General features: G+C 72.7%; 18 protein-coding genes. 12 read left to right on the top strand and 6 right to left on the bottom strand.

The genetic code is table 11. The features are described from left to right. The first annotated feature begins 35 nt into the window (after nucleotides 1-35). Complete coding sequence (gene thpR, locus ACFVFH_RS24485) at nucleotides 36-608, top strand: RNA 2',3'-cyclic phosphodiesterase (protein ID WP_383772308.1); 573 nt, start codon at nucleotides 36-38, stop codon at nucleotides 606-608. A gap of 139 nt (nucleotides 609-747) precedes the next feature. Here thpR and ACFVFH_RS24480 read toward each other — a convergent pair whose 3' ends face one another. After that, nucleotides 748-1,524: an alpha/beta fold hydrolase gene (locus ACFVFH_RS24480; protein ID WP_383772712.1), complete on the bottom strand. Its 777-nt coding sequence runs from the start codon at nucleotides 1,522-1,524 to the stop codon at nucleotides 748-750. 103 nt (nucleotides 1,525-1,627) lie between these two features. On the opposite strand from ACFVFH_RS24480, the gene ACFVFH_RS24475 reads away from it, so the two are divergent. Then, nucleotides 1,628-2,155 carry a PadR family transcriptional regulator gene (locus ACFVFH_RS24475; RefSeq protein WP_383772306.1) on the top strand — a complete coding sequence of 176 codons (528 nt, stop codon included), beginning with the start codon at nucleotides 1,628-1,630 and terminating at the stop codon, nucleotides 2,153-2,155. A gap of 167 nt (nucleotides 2,156-2,322) precedes the next feature. Here ACFVFH_RS24475 and ACFVFH_RS24470 read toward each other — a convergent pair whose 3' ends face one another. After that, entirely contained in the window at nucleotides 2,323-3,318 is a 996-nt protein-coding gene (locus ACFVFH_RS24470; protein ID WP_383772304.1) for an aldo/keto reductase, read from the bottom strand. A gap of 121 nt (nucleotides 3,319-3,439) precedes the next feature. Between ACFVFH_RS24470 and ACFVFH_RS24465 the strand changes: the two genes are divergently transcribed. The 5 genes from ACFVFH_RS24465 to ACFVFH_RS24445 all read left to right on the top strand — a co-directional run bounded on the left by ACFVFH_RS24465 (nucleotide 3,440) and on the right by ACFVFH_RS24445 (nucleotide 8,211). After that, nucleotides 3,440-3,934, top strand: coding sequence for a hypothetical protein (locus tag ACFVFH_RS24465; protein WP_383772302.1), 495 nt, complete (start codon nucleotides 3,440-3,442; stop codon nucleotides 3,932-3,934). Between the two features lie 122 nt (nucleotides 3,935-4,056). Then, a complete protein-coding gene (locus tag ACFVFH_RS24460) occupies nucleotides 4,057-6,135 on the top strand; it encodes a serine/threonine-protein kinase (protein ID WP_383772300.1) in 2,079 nt (692 codons plus the stop codon). A 33-nt stretch (nucleotides 6,136-6,168) separates the two neighbouring features. After that, on the top strand, nucleotides 6,169-6,777 hold the full coding sequence (locus tag ACFVFH_RS24455) for a hypothetical protein (RefSeq protein WP_383772298.1): 609 nt from the start codon (nucleotides 6,169-6,171) through the stop codon (nucleotides 6,775-6,777). An 80-nt stretch (nucleotides 6,778-6,857) separates the two neighbouring features. After that, a complete protein-coding gene (locus ACFVFH_RS24450; RefSeq protein ID WP_383772296.1) occupies nucleotides 6,858-7,442 on the top strand; it encodes a cysteine hydrolase family protein in 585 nt (194 codons plus the stop codon). Nucleotides 7,443-7,560: 118 nt separating this feature from the next. Continuing rightward, nucleotides 7,561-8,211: a hypothetical protein gene (locus ACFVFH_RS24445; RefSeq protein ID WP_383772294.1), complete on the top strand. Its 651-nt coding sequence runs from the start codon at nucleotides 7,561-7,563 to the stop codon at nucleotides 8,209-8,211. Between the two features lie 73 nt (nucleotides 8,212-8,284). Here ACFVFH_RS24445 and ACFVFH_RS24440 read toward each other — a convergent pair whose 3' ends face one another. Beyond that, nucleotides 8,285-9,034: a class I SAM-dependent methyltransferase gene (locus tag ACFVFH_RS24440; protein WP_383772292.1), complete on the bottom strand. Its 750-nt coding sequence runs from the start codon at nucleotides 9,032-9,034 to the stop codon at nucleotides 8,285-8,287. Nucleotides 9,035-9,492: 458 nt separating this feature from the next. On the opposite strand from ACFVFH_RS24440, the gene ACFVFH_RS24435 reads away from it, so the two are divergent. Together ACFVFH_RS24435 and ACFVFH_RS24430 are read left to right on the top strand one after the other, a co-directional pair. Further along, nucleotides 9,493-10,083 carry a TetR/AcrR family transcriptional regulator gene (locus tag ACFVFH_RS24435; protein WP_383772710.1) on the top strand — a complete coding sequence of 197 codons (591 nt, stop codon included), beginning with the start codon at nucleotides 9,493-9,495 and terminating at the stop codon, nucleotides 10,081-10,083. 59 nt (nucleotides 10,084-10,142) lie between these two features. After that, on the top strand, nucleotides 10,143-10,769 hold the full coding sequence (locus ACFVFH_RS24430) for a helix-turn-helix domain-containing protein (RefSeq protein ID WP_383772290.1): 627 nt from the start codon (nucleotides 10,143-10,145) through the stop codon (nucleotides 10,767-10,769). A gap of 21 nt (nucleotides 10,770-10,790) precedes the next feature. On the opposite strand, the gene ACFVFH_RS24425 is transcribed toward ACFVFH_RS24430, so the two are convergent. Further along, nucleotides 10,791-11,477 (bottom strand): GDSL-type esterase/lipase family protein, encoded by a 687-nt coding sequence (locus tag ACFVFH_RS24425; protein ID WP_383772288.1) that lies wholly within the window; start codon nucleotides 11,475-11,477, stop codon nucleotides 10,791-10,793. 58 nt (nucleotides 11,478-11,535) lie between these two features. Between ACFVFH_RS24425 and ACFVFH_RS24420 the strand changes: the two genes are divergently transcribed. The 3 genes from ACFVFH_RS24420 to ACFVFH_RS24410 all read left to right on the top strand — a co-directional run bounded on the left by ACFVFH_RS24420 (nucleotide 11,536) and on the right by ACFVFH_RS24410 (nucleotide 13,528). Further along, on the top strand, nucleotides 11,536-12,525 hold the full coding sequence (locus ACFVFH_RS24420) for a YncE family protein (RefSeq protein WP_383772286.1): 990 nt from the start codon (nucleotides 11,536-11,538) through the stop codon (nucleotides 12,523-12,525). A gap of 4 nt (nucleotides 12,526-12,529) precedes the next feature. Continuing rightward, complete coding sequence (locus tag ACFVFH_RS24415) at nucleotides 12,530-13,045, top strand: GNAT family N-acetyltransferase (protein WP_383772284.1); 516 nt, start codon at nucleotides 12,530-12,532, stop codon at nucleotides 13,043-13,045. 75 nt (nucleotides 13,046-13,120) lie between these two features. After that, on the top strand, nucleotides 13,121-13,528 hold the full coding sequence (locus ACFVFH_RS24410) for a DUF4259 domain-containing protein (protein WP_383772282.1): 408 nt from the start codon (nucleotides 13,121-13,123) through the stop codon (nucleotides 13,526-13,528). On the opposite strand, the gene ACFVFH_RS24405 is transcribed toward ACFVFH_RS24410, so the two are convergent. Together ACFVFH_RS24405 and serC are read right to left on the bottom strand one after the other, a co-directional pair. Then, on the bottom strand, nucleotides 13,529-14,140 hold the full coding sequence (locus ACFVFH_RS24405) for a Uma2 family endonuclease (RefSeq protein ID WP_383772280.1): 612 nt from the start codon (nucleotides 14,138-14,140) through the stop codon (nucleotides 13,529-13,531). It lies immediately after the preceding gene. A 146-nt stretch (nucleotides 14,141-14,286) separates the two neighbouring features. Beyond that, nucleotides 14,287-15,405, bottom strand: a complete 1,119-nt coding sequence (serC, locus tag ACFVFH_RS24400; RefSeq protein WP_383772278.1) for a phosphoserine transaminase — start codon at nucleotides 15,403-15,405, stop codon at nucleotides 14,287-14,289. Between the last annotated feature and the right edge of the window lie 65 nt (nucleotides 15,406-15,470).

The following is a 15,470-nucleotide window of genomic DNA, read 5'->3' as shown; positions in this document are numbered from 1 at the left end:
ACGGGGACACGCCGGTACGGTGCGACACTCGGCCCATGAGCCGTCTCAGACTCTTCGTCGCCGTGCTGCCGCCCGACTCCGCAGTCGAGGAACTGCGCCGCGCCGTCGCCCCGCTGCACGCGCTTGACGGGGCCGGCGGGCTGCGCTGGACGGACCCGTCCGGCTGGCACTTCACCCTCGCCTTCCTCGGGGCCGTGGACGAGGAGCTGCTGCCCGAGCTGAAGGAGCGGCTGGCGCGGGCCGCCCGCCGGACCGAGCCCTTCCCGCTGCGGATCCACGGTGCCGGGCGGTTCGGCGGGCGGGCGCTCTGGGCCGGGGCCGCGGGCTCGATCGACCTGCTGCGGCTGCTCGCCGAGCGCGCGGACGCCGCCGCCCGCCGCACCGGCGTCCCGATGGAGGGGCACCGCCGCTACAGCCCGCACCTCACCCTCGCCCGCAGCCGCCACGAGACCGACCTGCGCCCCTGCGCCGAGGCGCTCGGAGGCTTCGAGGGCACGGTGTGGGAGGTCGGTGAGATGGCCCTCGTACGCAGCGATCCGCCGGTTCCGGGGGTGCCGGGCGCGCAGCCCCGGTACGAGGTGGTCGCAGCCTGGTCGCTGGGGCGCTGAGACCGGCGGTTACGCTCGGAGGGTGGATCCCAAGACCAGAAACCGCATCATGGCGGCCGTGCTCGTGCTGATGTTCGTCGTCGTCGCCGTGGCGGCCGCCGTAGGGGCGTGACGCGGCCGCCCGCCGCGCACCCCTTCGTCAGTCGGCGAGGGCCCGCGCGGTCTCCCGGGCGAACGCCTCCGGGTTGTCCAGCATGATGTTGTGCCCGCACCCCGGTACGGCCACGACCCGTACCCCGTGCGCGGTGAGCCGTTCCTCGCCGGGCAGCGGCCCGGCGTTCCGCGGCCGCAGGAAGGTGCGCGGAATCCGCAGCTCCAGCAGCAGCTCGCGCATCGTCGGCGCCGTCCCGCGCACCAGGTGCACCGCGCTGCGGTGCAGCGCCTCCCGGCCCGCCAGACGCATGGTCGCCCACCAGTGCGGCCCCACCCGGTCGCGCACCTCGGACCAGCCGTGCGCGAGGAACTCCTCCTCCGAGTACGCCGCGATGCCGCTGCTGCCCGGCCGCCCGGCCCCGGGCACCATCGGGTCCAGATTGGCGTCGGCCAGGACCAGCCGGGCCACCAGGTGCGGATGGCGCGCCGCGAGCACGACGGCCACCGCGCCGCCCATGCTGTGCGCGACCACGTCCGTACCGTGCGCACCCGCCGCCTCCAGCGCCGCCGCCACCGCGTCGGCGTGCTCCTCCAGCGTGTAGCCGAAGTCCACGGGGCGGTCGCTGATCCCGAAGCCCAGCAGGTCCATGAGGAGCGAGCGCTCCCCGGCCAGCAGGGGATGGGTGGCGCTCGCGGTGAAGTACGGGCCGGAGGAGGCCCCGAGCCCGTGCAGGAAGACCCGGGTGCGGGTGGATCCGGACCGGCAGGGTGTCTCCACCCATCTGATGCGCGCCCCGTCGTCCGTCACCCGGGCGTCGTGCATGTCGTCCCCCTCGTCGTCGTCGCCGTCACCACCGCTGCCCTTGAGCATCGGGGAGACTATACATAGATGCCGATGTATAAGGTTCGTCGGAGAGGATACGCACATGCTGGAACTGGCCATCCTTGGATTTCTGTACGGACAACCGCTGCACGGCTACGAACTGAAGCGCCGGGTCGCCCACCTCACCGGACACGTCCGCCCCATCGCGGACGGCACGCTGTACCCGGCGATCAAGCGGCTGGAGCGCGCCGGATGGCTGGAGCGCCGCACCGAACCCGGCAGCAGGGCCGCCCCCCGCCACACCCTCACCCTGACCGGCCCGGGGCGCGAGGAGCTGCTGCGGCGTCTGCGGGAGGCCGGAGAGGTGGACATCAGCGACGAGAACCGCTGGTTCACCGTCCTCGCCTTCCTGCGCCATCTGCCGTCCCCGGCCGAGCAGGCGGACGTGCTGCGACGCCGGCTGGCGTTCCTGGAGGAGCCGAGCAGCTTCTTCTACGAGGGGGAGCGGCCGCTCGGCGCCGAGTCGTTCGACGACCCCTTCCGGCGGGGGCTGCTGCGGATCGCCCGCGCCACCAGCGAGGCGGAGCTGAGCTGGCTCGGGTCGACGCTGGAGGAACTGGACGCGCGCTGAGACGGCGGCGGGCCGCGCTGAGACGGCGGCGCCCCGCGCGGACACGGCCGCGGGCCGCCTCCGCACCCGTCCCCCGGCGGGGACGGGACGGCGACGGCCCGTGTCCTGACGATCCGGTGATCGCGTCGGCCCGGCCTTCGCCGACCGACGTGATCACCGGACGGTCCTCACCAGGCGAAGGCCTCCGGCGAGGGCCCCGGCCCCGGGAAGATCTCGTCCAGCGACGCCAGCAGCTCGGCCGGGAGGTCGAGCTCCAGCGCCCGCACCGCCGAGTCCAGCTGCTCCCGGTTGCGCGGCCCGACGATCGGCCCGGTCACCCCCGGACGGGTGAGCAGCCAGGCCAGGCCGACCTCGCCCGGCTCCAGTCCGTGCTTGTCCAGCAGATCCTCGTACGCCTGGATCTTCTCGCGCTGGGCCGCGTTCTTCAGCGCGTCCGCGCTGCGGCCCGAGCCCGAGCGCCCGGCCGTCCCCTCGCGCTCCTTCTTCAGCACGCCGCCCAGCAGCCCGCCGTGCAGCGGGGACCACGGGATCACGCCGAGGCCGTAATCCTGCGCTGCCGGGATGACCTCCATCTCGGCGCGGCGCTCGATCAGGTTGTAGATGCACTGCTCGCTGACCAGACCCAGCGAGCCGCGCCGGGCGGCCAGCTCATTGGCCTGGGCGATCTTGTAACCGGCGAAGTTCGACGAACCCGCGTAGAGGATCTTGCCCTGCTGCACCAGGACGTCGATCGCCTGCCAGATCTCCTCGAAGGGGGTGTTCCGGTCGACGTGGTGGAACTGGTAGAGGTCGATGTGATCCGTCTGGAGCCTCTTCAGCGAGGCGTCGACGGAGCGCCGGATGTTCACGGCGGAGAGCTTGTCGTGGTTGGGCCATGCCTCGCCGTCGGCGCCCATGTTCCCGTACATCTTGGTGGCCAGGACCACCTTGTCGCGGCGGCCGCCGCCCTGGGCGAACCAGGTGCCGATGATCTCCTCGGTGCGGCCCTTGTTCTCGCCCCAGCCGTACACATTCGCGGTGTCGAAGAAGTTCAGGCCCGTGTCCAGCGCCGCGTCCATGATGGCGTGGCTGTCCGACTCGTTGGTCTGCGGGCCGAAGTTCATGGTGCCGAGGACGAGACGGCTGACCTTGAGTCCGGTGCGTCCGAGCTGCGTGTACTCCATGGACACCAAGCCAACGCCTTCGAGTCCGCTCAAGGCAAGGGCACCCGGGCACGACCGCCCGGACGGACCGGCGAAGACGCTCCGCCGGGGGCGGCGCCACGCGGCGCGTAGCCTGGCTGCCGTGAATTCCGTACCGCGCGTCCTGGCCGTACTCGACGATCTGCTCCGCGACGCGCCCCGTGACGCGCGCGGGGCGCTGTGGCAACTGGCCGAACAGGGACGGGAGCTGGACGCCAACCTGGTGCGGCTGCCGCCCGGCGGCGAGGTCGGCACGCACCAGGAGAACGTCCTGGACGTGCTGCTGGTCGTCGTCGCGGGCAGCGGCCGGATCGACACGGGCGACGGCGCGCTGGAGCTGACGCCCGCCACCGTGGCCTGGCTGCCCCGGACCTCCCGCCGGTCCCTCGCCGCCGGTCCGGACGGCCTCGCCTGGCTGACCGTCCACCGCCGCCGCCCCGGCCTCGCCATCACGTCCCCGGCCGCCCCCGCCCCGGCGGACGAGGGCGGCGAGGGCCCCTGCATGCTGGACCGGGTCTGCCCGGGGTGCGGGCGGCTCTCGCAGGACCCGGAGCCGGTGTTCTGCAGCCGGTGCGGGGTGCGGTTCGCCGAGGGGTGAGCCGGGCGGCTCCGGGCGCGGACGGCAGCGGCCGTACGGTGGGCGAATCGCAAGTGCCGTGCCCTGATGCGTATATGACCGAGCGTCTAGTCTGTTGCTCCATGTAGTCCACAGGGGGTCGCATGCACAGCGAGGGTACGGCCGGTCGCGACGCGGACCACGGGCAGGGCGACGGCTCCCCCCGCGGGGCCGGGGGCGGCTGGACGGGCGACTTCCTCCGGAGCGACTCGACCGGGCAGGCGCAGTCGTGGCCGGAACCGCTCTCGCCGGACGCGTCCTCGGAACGGGCCGCACGGCCCGCGCTGCCCGCGCCGCACATCGTGATCGACGGCCGTTACGAGCTGCTGCACAGCCTCGGACGCGGCGGCATGGGCGAGGTCTGGGAGGCGCTGGACACCCGCCTGGACCGGCACGTGGCGGTGAAGGGCCTGCTCGGCCGGGACGCCGTCGGAGCGGCCACGCAGGAACAGATGATGCAGCGGGCCCGCCGGGAGGCCGCGGCCATCGCCAAGATCAGGCACCCGAACGTGGTGGCGGTGCACGACCGGGTCGAGTCTGGCAACCAGGTCTGGATCGTGATGGACCTGCTCGACGCGCGTTCGCTCGCGGACCTGATCCGGGAGGAGCGGCGGCTCCCGGTGCGGCGCACGGCCGCGATCGGGCTCCAGGTGCTGAGCGGACTGCGGGCGGTCCACGAGGCGCGGGTGGTCCACCGCGACGTGAAGCCCGCCAACATCCTTTTCGCCAAGGACGACTTCGCGATCCTGGTCGACTTCGGCATCGCGACCTTCGACGGCGCCGCCCCGCTCACCCGGGCCGGCGAGCTCATCGGCACCTTCAAGTACCTGGCGCCCGAACTGCTCTCCCAGACCACGCAGGAGACCGTCGCCACCTCGGCGTCCGACCTGTGGTCGCTGGGCGTCACGCTGTACGAGATGGTCGAGGGCAGGCACCCCTTCGACCGGCCCAACGAGTACGAGGTACTGGTCGCCGCCTGCCAGTCCGACCCCCTGCCGATGGAGCACGGCCAGGAGCTGGCCGAGGTCGTGGGCAGGCTGATGGACAAGGACCCGGCCCGGCGGCTGAGCGCGGCGAACGCGGAGGACATGCTGCGCGACCTCCTGCGCACGACGGCCGCGCGGCCGGACCCGGTGCGCCCCGCGACCCCGCGGGAGGAGCCCGCGCCCGCCCCCGACCCCGCACCGCTCCCGCCGCCGCGCCCCCCGCAGCGTCAGGGTCCCGAGCGCGTCCCGCGGCAACAGCCGCCGCAGCGGCGCGTCCCGGGCCGGCGGAAGGTCTCGGCGGCCGTGGTGTGCGGGGCCCTGGTGCTCGGTCTCGGGTGGTTCGCCGCGGACCGGATGCGCGGGGACGGCCCGGCGGACGCGGCCCCCCGGCCGGGTCAGGGCGCGCGGGCGGAGCCGTACAGGAAGACGCACCCGATCCTGAAGGTGGGCGTCAAGGCGGACCAGCCCGGACTGAGCGAGAAGACCAAGGACGGCACGTACCGCGGGTACGAGATCGACCTGGCCTACGCCATCGGGCACGACATGGGCTACGGCCGCGACCAGGTCACCTTCGAGCCGGTGAGCAGCGAGAACCGGAGCACGATACTGCAGAAGGGCGATGTGGACCTGGTCATCGCCACCTACAGCATCACGGAGGAACGCAAACACGCGAAGGCCCCCGACTACAGCGTCGCGTTCGCCGGTCCGTACTACGTGGCCAGCCGGAGCTTCATGGTCCGCAGGAAGGCGAAGACGGTGTCGATCGACGACGCCCGGATGCTGCGGAAGAGGCAGTTCGAGGTGTGCACCGCGAGGAGTTCCACCTACGAGTCGTGGCTGCCCAGGGCGGGCTACAACATGACGGGGTCGCTGCCCAACGGCTACGACCGGTGCGTACGCGACCTGCTGGACCCGACGTCCTCGGTCTACGCGGTGAGCACGGACGACGTCATCCTCGCCGGATTCGTCAGGGACAACCCCGCCGAACTGAAGCGGCTGGACAGCGGTCCGGGCGCGGAGGGCTACGGCGTCGCCATGAAACCGGACGAGAAGGGGCTGAAGACGGAGGTGTGCTCGTCGCTGAAGAAGATCATGGCCGACGGGATCTGGGAGCAGTTGTACGCCGAGCACCTCGCACCGCTGCTGAACAGGTCGAGCCCGCCCAACAAGCCGAAGCTGGCGGAGTGCCCGTCCTGATCCCGTGCGCCCGCGCCCCGGTAGCCTCGCGGGATGGGGCTCGACATCACGGTGGTGATCGCCGACTGGGCATGGCTGGGCGAAGTGCCCGAGCGCGAGAGGCTGTTGCGGCTGAGGGACGCCTGGTACGCCGACGAGACGGGGCTGTGGGACGACGACGCCCCCGTGGTCCGGGGCGGCTGGGAGCGCCTGCGGGGGCCGGACGCCGCCTTCTTCGCCCTCTACGAGTTCCGTGACACCCTCGGCTCGTTCGCACCGCACTTCTGGGCCACGCACCACTGGGAGCGCCTCCGCGACCACGCCGATCCGCCGCTGCGGTCCGGGCTGGACGCCCTCCTGCTCGGACTGGTCCGGGACGGCGGGCCGGGGGAGACGGACCGCGGCTTCTTCGGCGACGACCCGAAGATCTCGTACGGTCTGCTGCTGGCACGGTCGCCGGAGGGCGTCCGGGAGCTCGCCGCGAGCTGGGCGGACGTGCGGCCGCGCCTCGACGGCCTGCGCGAGCCCTTCGACGTGTACCGCGCCGGATCCGGCGGCCGGTCCGGGGGATTCGACGCGTTCGCCGGACTGCTGACGGAGTGGGGCCATGTCCTCACCGAGGCCGCCGGGCGGGGCTGGGGAGTCGTGGGGCTGAGCGAGTAGGAAGGGCACGGACCGCGCGCCGGACGCTGCCCCCGCGAAAACACCTGGAGGGGGCCGCCCCCGGCGGACATGATGACGGCATGAGTACACGCGTACGTCCCGTGCAGGCGCTGATCGTTGTGGACATCCAGGCGGACGCGGTCCGCGGCGACCGGGCCGTGCCCGACGCGGCCCGGCTCGTGGAGCGGACGGCGGAGCTGATCGCGCGGGCGCGCGCGGCCGGGGCGCTCGTCGTCCACGTGCAGAACGACGGGCGGCCGGGGACGGGCGACGAGCCGGGGACGCCGGGGTGGGAGCTCCACCACCCCGTCGAGCCCTCGGCCACGGAGACGGTGATCCGCAAGACCCGGGACGACGGGTTCCACGGGACGCCGCTGGAGGGCCTGTTGACCGGCGCCGGGGTGCGGGCGCTCGCCGTCTGCGGGGTGATGTCGGAGATGTGCGTGCTGGCGACGGCCCGTACGGCGCTGGAGCTGGGCTACCGGGTCGTCCTGCCGCACGACGCCCACGCGACGCACGACATCCCGGCCGCCCCCGGGATCAGCGGGCCCGTCCCGGCCGCCACGGTCTCACGGGTCGCCGAATGGGCCCTCGGCAGCGATCCGGAGGTCGTCGCGCACGCCGCGGACGTCGCGTTCGCGGCCCCGGCCCCGGGAGCCGGGTGAACCGGACGGAGCGGGAACCGCCGCGGCCGGTCCTGTCGTCCTCACGCGCGCCACATGCGCGGGCCGCGCGCGAGTGCTTGTGCGGGCCGCGCCACCGACCCGAACTCCGAGGAGCAGCATGAGAGTCACCGGCAGCACGCGCCCCCGCGGCGGCAGCCGAGACGGTACCGCCTCCCTTCCCCGACGCAGCTCCCGCACGGCTCTCCTGAACGGCTCGAAGGCGGTGCTGGCCGTCGCGCTCCTCGTGGGCGCGGCCGCCGCCTGCGGCCCGTCGGGCGACGGGACCCATGCGGCCAAGGACTGGAAGGTCGGCGACTGCGCGGGGCCCGACAGCAGCGCGAAGGACGCCTACCAGCCCCTGGACTGCGACGACTCCAAGGCGACGATCAAGGCCCTGGAGATCAAGGACGGCGCCGTCTTCTCCGACTCCATCCAGTGCCCGGCCGGTACGGACTCGATCATCTCGGTGAAGGTCTCCTTCGGGTCCGGTGGCGACGCCCGGTCCGGCATCCCCAGCAAGACCATCTGCGGCCGCAACCTGAGCGGCGACCACCCCGGTGACGCGGGGGCGGGCGGCGGTCAGCTGGTGGAGGGCGACTGCGTGGACGACCAGGCCAAGGAGGTCGCCTGCGGCAGCGGCGGAAGCGGTGTGAGCAAGGTGCTCGACCTGACGAAGACGGCCGAGCAGTGCCCGGCCGGCAGCAAGCCGCTGGAGCTGTTCCCGAGCCCCGGCCGCCCCTACGACGCGATCTGCACCGGCAAGGTCTGACCGGCCCGTACCGGCGTCCGCCGCCGGGGCCGGTGGTACGGGGGCGACGCCTCCCGACGGCCGGGCCCGGCGGTCAGGCGCCCGGCGCGGCGCCCCGGCGGAACAGGGCCGTCCAGAGGAAGGGTTCGCCGAAGTGCGGGGAGCCGGAGGGCTCGTCGCGCATCCGGCGGAGCTCGGTCTCCGTCAGGTCCGCGAAGATCCGGCGCAGCGACTCCGGGGTGTAGGCGAGGCCGCCGCGCAGCCCGCCCCGGTCGTAGAGGGCCGCGTCGGGGAGTTCGGAGCCCATGCCGCCCTCACCGGCCGCGAAGCAGGTGAGGGCGAAGCCGCCGCCCGGGACGAGGACCCGGTCGAGCAGGGCGAGATAGCTGACGCGGCGGTGCGGCGGCAGGTGGTGGAAGCAGCCGGAGTCGTAGACGAGGTCGTACGGGCCGGTCAGCACCGTCTCCGTGAGGGTGAAGATGTCGCCGTGGTGGAAGCGGACCTCGGCCCCGGCCTCGCGGGCGCGCTCCCCGGCCCAGGCGAGGGCCGCCGGGGACAGGTCCACCGCGTCGACCTCGAAGCCCAGGGACGCCAGGTGGACGGCGTTCCGGCCCGGCCCGCAGCCGAGTTCGAGGACGCGGCCCGGCGCGATCAGCCCCCGGTCGACGTACGAGACGAGGTTCTCGTCCGGCTTCGCCGCGAAGAACGGCACGGGCTTCTCCCGGTCCGCGTAGAAGCCGTCCCACCAGGCGCCCGCCCCGGGCGTCCAGCGGTCGGTCTCCCGGGCGAACAGGCCGTCCATGAGCCTGAGTACGTCCTCCGTCGTGCGGATGCTCCGGTCCATGCGAACCCCTTCGCTCTCAGGGGTGAATCGTAGGGTCCCCGGAACCGGGAGCCCGGGGCGGCCGGGACCGGCGCGAGGCGTCGGCGGCCCCGTGGCGGCCGGGCGTGGAGCCCCCGTCAACATCCGTCGCACGGGCGGCCGTCGGGCGCGGGCGCATGCCTGCAGGGGCGTGAAGGGGCGTGTCCCGCGCCCCCGGGCGGGTGTTTCTTCGGGAGTCGGGCAGCCGAGGAGGCCCGAAGATGATGGAGTGCGGGTGCGGTACGAAGGACCCCCTGACGGCAACGGTTCGATGGGTAATCGGACTTGGCCGGGTCACCACCTCGCGCGGACCGGAGTGCGTGGCGGAGTCACCACCGGCCGGGCGGAACGTGGAGAGTGGGGGGCACGGTACGGACGACGAAGGAGGACCGATGACGGGTGTCGTGGCGAGCCGGCGGAACGGGGCGGTCGGGCAGCCCATGGAGCTCCTGGGGCCGCGGGACCGACTCCTGCGGGCAGGAAGGGAGTTGTTCGGCGCGTACGGGTACGCGCAGACGAGCATCGAGGATCTGTGCGCCCGCGCGAAGGTGCCCGCCCACGTCTTCCAGCAGGAGTTCCTCTCCCGGGAGGTGCTGCTGATGGCGCTCTACGACGAGGTCGCGACCCACGGGCTGCGCGCGGCCGAGAACGCCCTGATGGCGGAGGGCATGGAGGACTGTCCGACGTCGGTACGGGTCCGGCTGCTCTTCGAGGCCTATGTGAAGGCGGTCACCGAGGACCGGTGTGCGGCCCGGGTGGCCTTCGTCGAGGCGCTCGGGGTGAGCCGTGAGGTGGACAACCACCTCGCGACCTGGCGGGCGATGTGGATCGAGTTCCTGACGTCCGAGGCCGAACGCGCGGTACGCCGGGGCGAGGCGGTGCCGAGCGATCACGCGGTGACCGTCACGGTGCTCAACCACGCGGTGGACGAGCTGATGGCCCACCACGGCCGCAGGCCCCGGCAGGTCGACGCCGAGTGGCTGACCGACGAGCTGACCCGGCTCTCGCTGGCCATGATCCTGCCGTCCTGAGGCGTCCGGATCCTGCCGTCCCGGCGCATCCGATTGCCGGGGCGGCAAATAATGGGGAGATGGAACACGGCGCGGAGCACACGGAACGACCGGACGGCGACGATGACATCACGACGGTCCTGACCGGCGTCGGACCGCGGCTGCGGGCCCTGCGCCAGGACCGCGGCACGACTCTGGCACAGCTCAGCGAGACGACCGGGATCTCCCTCAGCACCCTCTCGCGCCTGGAGTCCGGCGGCCGCAAGCCCACGCTCGAACTGCTGCTGCCGCTGGCCAAGGCGTACGGGGTCCAGCTCGACGAGCTGGTCGGCGCCCCGGCCACCGGTGACCCGCGCGTCCACTTCCGCCCCTTCACCCGCGACGGCATGACGTTCGTGCCGCTCACCCGGCACCTCGGCGGACTGCACGCCTACAAGCAGATCCTGCCCGGCGGACGCGGGTCCGCGGGGCCGCTGGAACAGCGGGTGCACGAGGGATACGAATGGCTCTACGTGCTGGCGGGGCGGCTGCGGCTGCTGCTGGGGGAGCACGATCTGGTGCTCACGGCCGGTGAGGTCGCCGAGTTCGACACGCGTACCCCGCACGCCTGGGCCAGCGCCGGTCCCGAGCCGGTCGAGTTCCTCAGCCTGTTCGGGCAGCAGGGGGAGCGGATGCACGTGCGGGCCCGGCCGTCCTCGGAGCGGTGAGCCGCCTTCGCCCGCCTTTGGTCACGGGCGGGGGGTGTACGGGCCGCCCAGCCCCCACGCCTGGTGCATCGCGTCCGCGAAGGCGCCCGCCAGCGCGTGCTCACCGCTCGGGCCGGGGTGCGTCCCGTCGTACGTGTCCTCGTGGATGTCGTACCCCGGCGGGCGGGAGGCCAGCAGCAGAGGGGACCTCGGGTCGTCGAGATCGGCGACGGCCTTGGCCAGCAGTTCGTTGAAGCGTTCGCACTCGGCGGCGAACGGGGCGTCCGACTCCGCCCGGATGTTCGGTATCACCGGCAGGAGCACCATCCTGACGCGCGGGTTCGCGGTCCGCGCCGCCGCGACGAACGCTCGGGCGTTCACCGCCGTCCGGTCGCTGTCCGTGTAGAACCCGAGGTCTATCAGGCCGAGCGAGACGAGCAGCACGTCCGTGCGGTGCGCGGCCACCACGTCCGCGATCACCGGGGCCATGTGCAGCCAGCCCTCGCCCCAGCCGGCCAGGTGGGCGCGGGCCCCGGCGGGGAAGTCCGGCGCCCCGTAGGCGTACGAGACGGGGGCATCCGCCGAGGTGTCGTACAGCTCGGAGCGCGGTCCCACGATCGCGAACGGGGTGCCGAGAGTGGCGTCGAGGTGCTGCCACATCCGGTAGCGCCAGGTGAAGTCGCCGGCGCAGCCGATGGTCATGGAATCGCCGACAAACGTGAACCGCATGGCGTCATCATCGCGGATCGCTCCCACCGCCTGCGACGTGACGGTGGACACTTGAGCCATGCGTTCGTACCTGACTGCCTCCGGAGCCGCCGTGCTGCTCCTGCTCTCCGGGGCGGCTCCGGCCGTGGCCGACGACGGAGCCGACCGGAGTTTCACGATCGAGGACCCCCGGATCACCGAGTCCAGCGGCCTCGCCGCGAGCCGCGCCCACCCGGGTATCTACTGGACGCACAACGACAGCGACGACGGGCCGTACGTCTACGCCGTCGACTCGCGGACCGGCAAGACCGTGGCGACCGTCACGATGAAGGGGGTGGGCGAGCCGCGCGACGTGGAGGCGATCTCCCTCGGACCGGACGGCGATCTGTACGTCGGTGACATCGGCGACAACCTGAACGGCAGCTGGGACCACGTCTGGATCTACCGCTTCCCGGAACCGAAACAGCTGAAGGACATGACGGTCCGGGCCACCCAGTACGACGTGAAGTACGCGGACGGCCCGCGCAACGCCGAGGCGCTGATGGTCCATCCGAAGACCGGGCGGGTCTACATCGCGTCGAAGAACGAGGAGGGCGGCGGGCTGTACGAGGGCCCGGCGAAGCTGACCACCGGGGCCACCAACGTGTTCCGGCGGGTGGACGAGGTGCCGTGGGTGACGGACGGGGCGTTCTCGCCGGACGGCAAGGAGCTGGTCCTCCGCTCGTACTTCTCCGCCCGCGCCTACGCCTTCGAGAACGGCAGGCTCGGCGCCGACCACGCGGTCCAGGCGCCGTTCCAGCGGCAGGCCGAGTCCGTGACGTACACGGCGGACGGCTCGGCGCTGATGTTCGGCTCGGAGGGGAAGCGCAGCGGCGTGGAACGGGTGGACATCGAACGCGGCGGGAGCGGCGGCCGGTCGCCCTCCGGGGGCGGCGACTCCTCGCCCTCCTCGGCCGGGGCGGGGAGCGGCGCCGGCGGGGACATGAAGGGGACGACCCTGACCGGGGTGCTCGTCCTCGCCGGGATCGGCCTCCTGGTGTTCATGGCGCGGCGGCGCAAGAGCGGGTGAGGGGATGGACCTTAGGCCCGGCCCCTTCGCCACCGCGCGGCTGGACGCGCTGCCCTTGCGGGTCGCGTACGCGGACGAGATGGCGGCGGTGCTCGACGACCCGGCCCTGTACACGTACACCGGCGGCGCCCCGGAGACCGCCGACGAGCTGAGGGCCCGCTACGCACGCCAGGCCGCCGGTCCGCCGGACCCCGGGGTGCGGTGGTGGAACTGGATGCTGCGGGTACGGAACGAGGACCGCCTGGCCGGATACGTCCAGGCGACGGTGGACGTGCCGGGTGCGGCGGCGGAGGTCGCCTGGGTGGTCGGGACGCGGTGGCAGGGGCGCGGATACGCGCGGGAGGCCGCGGCGGGGCTGGTGGCGCACCTGCTGGGGACGGGGGCGGTGCGTAGCGTCCTCGCCCACATCCATCCGGACCACCACGCCTCCGCCGCCGTGGCCGGTGCGGCGGGGCTGGCGCCGACGGAGGAGTGGTGCGACGGCGAGCGGCGCTGGGAGCGGGCGGCGGAGAACGGCTGAGCCACGGCCCGCCGTTGTCAGTGGTGGCTGCGAGAGTGGCACACGTACGGACAGCACTCGCGGAGGGAACACCCCATGGGCACCTGGGACACCGGGCATTTCGACAACGACAGCGCTGCGGATTTCTCGGGGCGGATCGACGACGCGCCCGAGGCCGGGAAGGCAGCGGTGCTCCGCGACGCCCTGACCGCCGCGATAGAGGCGGACTACCTGGACAGTGACGAGGGCGCTCCCGCCGTCGCGGCGGCGGCGCTGATCGCCGCCCAGTGCCCGGGAGGCGAGCCGGTGACCACCGCGTACGGCCCCGACGAGCCGCTGCCCACGCTCCCGGCGGAGCTGCGCCCCCTGGCGGTGAAGGCCCTCGACGCGGTGCTGGGCGAGAATTCGGAGCTGCGCGAGCTGTGGGACGACGCGGGGGACAAGGAGTGGGCCCCGGGCATGGCCCGGCTCCGGGAGGTGCTGGTGGCGGCCTGCGCCGGATGATCAGGAGCGGCGGCGGCCGGCCTGGATGAGCTGGTCGACATCGAGCGTCACGGGGGCGCCGATCGACTCCGGGAGGGTGACGGTCTGCCCGGGGGCGTACACCTGGTGGCTGTCGTAGCCGCCGTTGACGGGCTCGGTCAGGACGTGCAGTCGGCCGTGCCTGCGGTCGGTGATCACGTACACCGGGATCTTGGCCTCGGCGTACGCGACGACCTTGTTGCGCAGGTCGTTGTTGTAGTTGCTGGAGGTGACCTCCAGGACGAGGCGGAAGACGGCGGGGTCGTAGCAGTTGTTCTCGACCCGGTGCTCGTCGAAATCGGCGTCGACGATCGCCAGGTCGGGGATGGCGTAATCCTCCGGGCCTCCGGGGAGCCACAGGCCGATTCCCTGAAGGACTCTGCTCTCCGTGCCATGGAGACCTGCGGTCAGGAAGGGGACCATGAGTGTGGTCAGTGCATCCGCGTGCGGGCCGTCCGCGGGTGGGGCCGCAGTGATGACGCCTCCGATGATCTCGATGCGCCAACCCGGACTGCGCTCCGCGACCCTGTTGGCCGTTGGGAGCAGCGACTCCGGCTCGACGTCACAGGGGTGCTCGACTGCTGCCGCGGACATTGCGGGCCTCCTGAAGGGGTGATGTCGAGGCCATCGCCGTAGGCCGATCCGGCCGCCGACGCCCGAAAGCCGTTCCGCCACCCGACCGAGTGAACGAGGAAGGGCCCCGCGCGCCGGCGCGGAGCCCTTCCTCGGACGGGTGCGCGTTACAGCTTCTCGATCACGTAGTCGATGCAGGCGGTCAGCGCCTGGACGTCCGACGGGTCGATCGCCGGGAACATCGCCACGCGCAGCTGGTTGCGGCCCAGCTTGCGGTACGGCTCGGTGTCCACGATGCCGTTGGCGCGCAGCACCTTGGCGACGGCCGCGGCGTCGATCTCGTCCGCGAAGTCGATCGTGCCGATGACCTGCGAGCGCTTCGCCGGGTCGGTGACGAACGGGCTCGCGTACTTCGACTCCTCGGCCCAGCCGTACAGGTGCTGCGACGAGGCGGCCGTGCGGCCGGTGGTGAAGTCCAGGCCGCCCTGGGTGTTCATCCAGGTCAGCTGCTCGTTCAGGAGGAACAGCGTGGCCAGGGCCGGGGTGTTGTACGTCTGGTTCTTCAGGGAGTTGTCGATCGCCGTGGGCAGCGAGAAGAACTCCGGGATGTGGCGGCCCGAGGCGTGGACGCGGGCGGCGCGCTCCAGGGCGGCCGGGGAGAAGACGCCGATCCAGAGGCCGCCGTCGGAGGCGAAGGACTTCTGCGGGGCGAAGTAGTAGACGTCCGACTCGGTGATGTCGACGGGCAGGCCACCCGCGCCGGAGGTGGCGTCCACCAGGACCAGGGAGCCCTCGTCGGCGCCCGCGACGCGCTCGACGGGCGCGGCGACACCGGTCGACGTCTCGTTGTGCGTGAAGGCGTAGACGTCGACGCCCGCCTCGGCCCGCGGGTCCGGGTGGGTGCCCGGGTCGGAGGCGATCACCGTCGGGTCGGCCAGCCACGGGGCGAGCTTGGCGGCCTTCGCGAACTTCGACGAGAACTCACCGAAGTTGAGGTGCTGGGACTTCGTCTCGATGAGTCCGTGCGTCGCGATGTCCCAGAAGGCGGTGGAACCGCCGTTGCCCAGGATCACCTCGTAGCCCTCGGGCAGGGAGAAGAGGTCGCGCACGCCCTGGCGCACCGAGCCGACCAGGTTCTTGACCGGGGCCTGGCGGTGGGACGTACCGAGGAGAGACGTACCGGTGGCGGCCAGCGCGTCGAGCGCCTCCGTCCGCACCTTGGAAGGACCGGCGCCGAAGCGTCCGTCGGCGGGCTTGATGTCAGCGGGAATCTGGATATCGGCCACGAACCGGAGCGTAGTACCTCATGGACACGGCCGAGCACCGTGTCCGTCGGATGAGACGCCCGCTC

The organism is Streptomyces sp. NPDC057697 (assembly GCF_042799335.1).
In the GTDB taxonomy this organism is placed as follows: Bacteria; Actinomycetota; Actinomycetes; order Streptomycetales; family Streptomycetaceae; genus Streptomyces.
This window is presented reverse-complemented; position numbering and strand designations above follow the sequence as displayed.